The following is a 4,972-nucleotide window of genomic DNA, read 5'->3' as shown; positions in this document are numbered from 1 at the left end:
CGCACGAACGACTGGTCGATCTTGAGCTGGTGCAGCGGCAGCCGCGTGAGGTAGGCCAGCGACGAATAGCCGGTGCCGAAATCGTCCACCGAAAAGCGCACGCCCTTGGTGCGCAGCAGGTGCATCTTGGCGACCGAGTCTTCCACGTTGTCCAGCACCAGCGACTCGGTCAGTTCCAGCTCCAGCAGGTGCGGGCGGATGCCGGTCTCCTGGATCACCTCGACCACGCCCGCCACGAAGTCGGGGTGGCGGAACTGCCGTGCGCTCACGTTCACCGACACGTGCACGTTGCGCAGGCGCGGATCGCGCTGCCATTCGGCCAGCTGCTCGCAGGCCGTGCGCAGCACCCACATGCCGATGGGCACGATCAACTCGCTCTCCTCGGCCACCGCGATGAAGTGGCCGGGGGCCATCAGGCCGCGCTCGGGGTGCTGCCAGCGCAGCAGCGCCTCCACGCCCACCATGGTGCCGGGCAAGGTGAACTGCGGCTGGTAGTGCAGCACGAACTGGCCCTGCTGGATGGCGACCTGCAGGTCCACTTCGAGCTGCGCGCGCTGGGTGATGACCACCTGCATCTGCGGATCGAAAAAGCACAGGCCGTGGCCGCGCCGGGCCTTGACCTGGTGCATGGCGATGTCGGCCTGCTTGAGCAGCTCGGCCGCCGACTGCCGCGAGTCGCCGAACACGGTAGCGCCGATGCTGCAATTGCTGTGGTGCGTCTGCGCCCGCAGCTGGTAGGGCTTGCTGAGCGCCAGCAGGATCTTCTCGCCGATGCGCCGCGCCAGCGTGGCGGCCTCCTGCGGGTCGCGCGCCAGGTCGCACAGCATGACCACGAACTCGTCGCCGCCCAGCCGCGCCACGGTGTCGGTGGTGCGCACGCAGTCCTTCAGGCGCACCGCCACCTGCTGCAGCAGCAGGTCGCCCACTTCGTGGCCCTGCGTGTCGTTGAGGGTCTTGAAATGGTCCAGGTCGAGGAACAGCAGCGCCCCCAGTTCGCGCGAGCGCGCCGCCGTGGCGGCGGCCTGGTTGAGCCGGTCCAGCAGCAGGCGCCGGTTGGGCAGGCCGGTCAGCAAGTCGTAGAAGGCGAGGTTCTCGATCTCGGCGCTGGCCAGGCGCAGGTCGGTCACGTCGTGGTAGGAAATCATCAGGCCGCCCTCGGGCGTGGCGCGCTCGGTGATCTGGATGAAGTGCCCGTTGGGCAGCATCTGCTCATGCGTGCCCTCCGGGTGGCGCTGCAGCGCCAGGCGCTGGTCCACCCATTCGCGCCTTTGCCGCTCGGTGGCCTCGGGCAGGTGGTGCAGCACCGTCGCCTCCAGCAGCGCGCGAAACGGCAGGCCCTCGGTCATCACGCCGCGCAGCCAGGGAAACATGTCCTCGAAGCGGCGGTTCCATTGCAGCACCTCCAGGTTGCGGCCCAGCAGCACGAAGCCGGTGACCATGGAGCCCAGCGCCTGGTCGAGCGTGGCCTTGGAACTGGCCAGCGCCAGGCGCGCGCGGTTCATGCGCGTGAGGTAGGCGATGGTGAACAGCCCCGCAGCAGCCACGGTCACGCCGAAGAACAGCGCCACGAGCAAAATGGCCGTGCGCTCGCTGCGCCAGGACGACAACGCCGCCGCCTCGGGCAGGCTGGCCGAGATCCAGAAATCCGGATACAGGATGGGCCGCGCGACCACCAGCGACGACACGCCGGTGATGCGGGCGCCCTGGCCCCAGGCGCTGATGGGCACGCCGACCTCGCTCAGCGGATGCACCCGCGCGCGGTGGCGCGCATCGCCCCGGCCCGAGAACCCCAGCAGCATCTGCCCCTGCCCGCGCTCCAGCGTGACCTCCAGCCCGGCAATGTCCACCGCCTGCGTGAGCACCGACACCAGCATGCTGGTGGGCACCTGGGCCACGGCGATCAGGCGCTCTCCGCCCAGTGAGCGCACGTGGCGGGCCACGTACACCACGCGCTCGGAACTGGCGAAGCTGATGGTCGGCACGCTGATCGCCAGCGTGGGCACGGGCTGGCCCATGACCTCCTCGAAGAAGCCCGAGGGCAGCTCCATTCCCACGCGGGCGCCGGCCGCATCCGACGAGGCGACCACCTTGCGCTGCCCATCCAGCAGGGCCACGTAGCGCACCATGAGGTTCTGGCGGGCGGCCGCGCGCAGCAGTTGGCTCACCGCGCCGGGATCGCGGGATTCGTGCACCTGCTCGCGCATCGCCATGAGGTCGGCGGTGCTGGCCAGCAGCACATCCAGGCCGAGCAGCGACCGGTTGACCGCGGCCTCGGCGCCGGTGGCAAAGCGCGTGACCTGCGCCTCGCTCTCGGCCAGCGCCGAGTGCCGCGTGCTCCATACCAGCCATGCCGCCGCCCCCGTCAGGGCCAGCAGGAACAAGGCCACGACGCCGCCCACGGCGATGCGGATGCGCCTGGAAATGGAGGACATCACGGGGCCCGTGGGGCGGCGATGCCGCGCGCGGGGCCGACCGTACGGTTCCAGAGATCCACGCAGGCGGGGCCGCAGCGCCGCTGCCAGTTCGCCAGCACGGTGGTGCGCAGGATCTCCACGCGCCGCGCATCGTCGGCCGCCGACACCGGCACCACCACCATGGAACCCTTGGCGCCCTTCACGCAGGTGGGCCGGCCCGTGTTGCACGCGAGCCCCTCGGTCGTCTCGCGCTCGGCATCGGCCCAGATGGCGGCCTCCAGCCGGGGCACCTCGCGCTGCAGCAGGGTGCGCAGGTCGGGGGGCAGCGAGTTCCAAACGTCGCGGTTGGCCCCGAAGATCGACAGGCCCCAGGTGAGCGGCATGGGATAGACGTACTGGGTCACCTCGTACAGCCCCAGGGTGTTGCCCGACATGGTGCCGGTCACGGCGCATTCGCTGTCGCCGGCCTTGAGGCTGGCCACCATCTGGCCGAAGCCCGTGTGCACCGGAATGCCGCCCACCGCGCTGATGAAGTCCGCCTGCGAGGCCGAGGCCACGCGGATGCGCCGGCCGGACAGGTCGGCCAGGCCCGTCATGGCGTTCTTGCAGAAGATCACCTGGGCCGGATAGACGTAGATGGCCAGCATCTCCATGTTGCGCTCCTGGCGCAGCGACGCCTGGAGATAGGGTCGAAACGCGGCGACCGTGGTGCGCAGGCTGGCGATGTCGGGACTCAGGCCCGGCAGATCGGGCGCCGTGTACTGCGGGTACTGCGCGGTGAGGGAACTCATCAGCACGGTGCCGAAGGGCACCACGCCCAGCTCGACCAGGCGCAGCATCTCCATGCCCGGCACGCCCGCGCGGTCGAAGGGCACGATGGTGGAAGAAAAACGGCCATTGCTGAGCCGGGCCAGCTCCTGCGTCCAGAACGGCGCCTCGCGCTGCGTGTACTGCGACAGGGCACCCAGGCTGCCGACCACGCGCAGCATGAACGGCGCAGGGGTGGGGGCCGGTGCCGATGCGCCCGGCCCGCCGGCGCTGGCGGCCGGGGGACTCTGGGCGTGCCCTGTCAAAGTAGCGCAGCAGAGCCAGGCCAGTGCCAGTCGGCACAGTGCGCGGGTCAGGAAAAGGTGTTGCATGAAGGAACGCCGTGGTTCTTGTTGCCGTGTCGCCGCCAGAGATTTCTCCCTCCCCGGCTTTTGTACCATCTTGCCGCGATTTGACCAATGGGCAGCGACCCAGGAGCGATCCGTTTGACAACACCCGCGCGCACGGCACGGTGCGCCACCGGATGCCCGGCGGCCGGCCGCCGCCGGCACGCGTTCACCGACCCGCGGTTCAGAGCCAGCCCGCCCGCCGGAAGCGGTAGTACAGGTAGCCGCACACGCTGAGGATGAGCACCAGCGCCGCCGGGTAGCCGTAGGTCCACTTCAGCTCGGGCATGCCCTCGAAGTTCATGCCCCAGATGCCGGCGAACGCGGTGCAGACCGCGAAGATGCTGGCCCAGGCCGCCAGGCGCTTGGTGATCTCGTTCTCCTCGATCGTCACCATCGAGAGATTCACCTGGATGGCAGTGCCGATGGTGTCGCGCATGGCGTCGATCGAGCCGTTGATGCGGCTCAGGTGGTCGAGCACGTCCCGGAAGTAATCCTGCGAGCCCATGCACACCTGGGGCACACGCCCGCCGTGCAGCTTGCCCACCCCTTCCATCAGCGGCGCCACCGCCCGCTTGAGCACCATGGCACGGCGCTTGAGTTCGTAAAGGCGCTGGATGTTGTTGTGCGGCGCGCCCTTGGTGAAGATCTGCTGCTCGATCTGCTCGAGCTCCACCTCCAGCGCGTCGATCACCGGAAAGTAGCGGTCCACCACCGCGTCCAGCAGGGCGTACAGCACGAAGCCCGACCCGGTGCGCAGCAGCTCCGGCTGGCGCTCGCAGCGCTCGCGCACGCCCAGGAACCCGAGCTTGCTGCGGTTGCGCACCGACAGCACGTAGTTGCTGCCGACGAAGACATCGACCTCGCCCACGTTGATTCCGCCCTGCTCCGCGTCGGGCTCGACCAGGTGCAGGACGGCGAACAGCGAGTTGCCGTATTCCTCGATCTTGGGGCGCTGGTGGCCGTGCTGGGCATCCTCCACGGCGAGTTCGTGCAGGCCGAACTCCTGCTGCATCTCTGCAAGCTCCTGCGGCGTGGCATCGGCCAGGGCCACCCAGACGAAGCAGCCTGACAGGGAGACGTAATCGCTGATGTGGTCGACCGAGATATCGGCCAGCTTGGCACCGTTTTGGTAGGCAACGCAATTGATCAGCACGGGGCAATTCAGGTCGACGGCAACGGCCTGGATCTTGCCATGCCGGCGCTACGTTCCGGCGCTCCCGAGGTCCCTGGGCGGCAGCGGCAAAAAAGCCTGCAGACGCGCGTCGTAGTCCCAGCGCGTCAGCCGGTGGCGAGCGGGCAGCACCTCGGCGCCGGACCGCACGGGCGCGGGGCGCTCCAGCGTCACCAGGCTGTTGGGCGCATGGGCGCGCAGGCGCACCGACACGGCCGTGCCCGCCCGGG

The 4,972-nt window shown here is 69.4% G+C and carries 3 protein-coding genes and 1 pseudogene; all 4 read right to left on the bottom strand.

The features are described 5' to 3' along the window. On the bottom strand, positions 1–2,432 hold a 2,432-nt coding region (locus AC27KI_RS18515; protein ID WP_487115173.1), incomplete at its 3' end, for a bifunctional diguanylate cyclase/phosphodiesterase. Then, entirely contained in the window at positions 2,432–3,553 is a 1,122-nt protein-coding gene (locus AC27KI_RS18510) for a TRAP transporter substrate-binding protein (RefSeq protein ID WP_372588181.1), read from the bottom strand. The genes AC27KI_RS18510 and AC27KI_RS18515, both read right to left, overlap by 1 nt. Before the next feature lie 199 nt (positions 3,554–3,752). After that, the gene (gene corA, locus AC27KI_RS18505; protein WP_487115171.1) at positions 3,753–4,724 is read right to left on the bottom strand and encodes a magnesium/cobalt transporter CorA; all 972 of its coding nucleotides are present in this window, start codon (positions 4,722–4,724) and stop codon (positions 3,753–3,755) included. A 48-nt stretch (positions 4,725–4,772) separates the two neighbouring features. Further along, a pseudogene (locus AC27KI_RS18500) lies at positions 4,773–4,972 on the bottom strand (hypothetical protein); the annotation flags it as partial.

Source organism: Acidovorax sp. KPB24-03 (assembly GCF_057546605.1).
Note: the sequence above shows the minus strand (reverse complement) of the source record. Positions and strands in the feature narration are given on the sequence as shown.

Bases quoted from the DNA above. Each gene is read 5' to 3' on its own strand.
- AC27KI_RS18510 (WP_372588181.1), bottom strand. From the start codon at position 3,553: ATGCAACACCTTTTCCTGACCCGCGCACTGTGCCGACTGGCACTGGCC.